At 68.6% G+C, this 637-nt stretch carries 1 protein-coding gene; it reads left to right on the plus strand.

Going from position 1 to position 637, the window contains the following annotated elements:
* The coding region (locus EGT50_RS16905; protein WP_164873445.1) for a condensation domain-containing protein at positions 1 to 637 on the plus strand (637 nt) is incomplete at both ends.

The raw sequence follows: 637 nt of genomic DNA on the forward strand, positions 1-637 counted from the left end.
CGAGTTCCGGGCACCGACGACGCCGGTCGAGGAGATCGTGGCCGACACCTTCGCGGACGTGCTCGGTGTCGAGCGGGTCGGTTTGGATGACGAGTTCTTCGCCCTGGGCGGTAACTCGCTGATCGCGACGCAGGTGGTCTCGCGTCTGGGGGCCGCGTTGGATGCGCAGGTGCCGGTGCGGGTGCTGTTCGAGGCTCCGACGGTGGAGGTGTTGGCGTCGTCGGTGCAGGCGTTGGCCGGTGGCGGCGGCCGGAAGGCGTTGGTGGCTGGTCCGCGTCCGGATCGGGTGCCGTTGTCGTTGGCGCAGCAGCGGATGTGGTTTTTGAACCGGTTCGATCCGGGGTCGGCGGTCAACAACATTCCGATGGCGATCCGGTTGTCGGGGTCGTTGGATGTGGCGGCGTTGCGGGCGGCGATGGTCGATGTGTTGGGTCGGCACGAGGCGTTGCGGACGGTGTTCCCGGAGGTCGACGGGGTCGGGTTCCAGGTGGTGCGGCCGGTCGCCGAGGTCGAGGTCGATTTCGAGGTCGAGGTGGTCGCCGAGTCGGAGGTGCTCGCGCGGATCGAGCAGTTGGTGGTCGGCGGGTTCGATCTGGCGGTGGCGTTGCCGGTGCGGGCGCGGTTGTTCGCGGTGTCT

It is taken from the genome of Rhodococcus xishaensis, assembly GCF_004011825.1.
GTDB lineage: Bacteria > Actinomycetota > Actinomycetes > Mycobacteriales > Mycobacteriaceae > Prescottella > Prescottella xishaensis.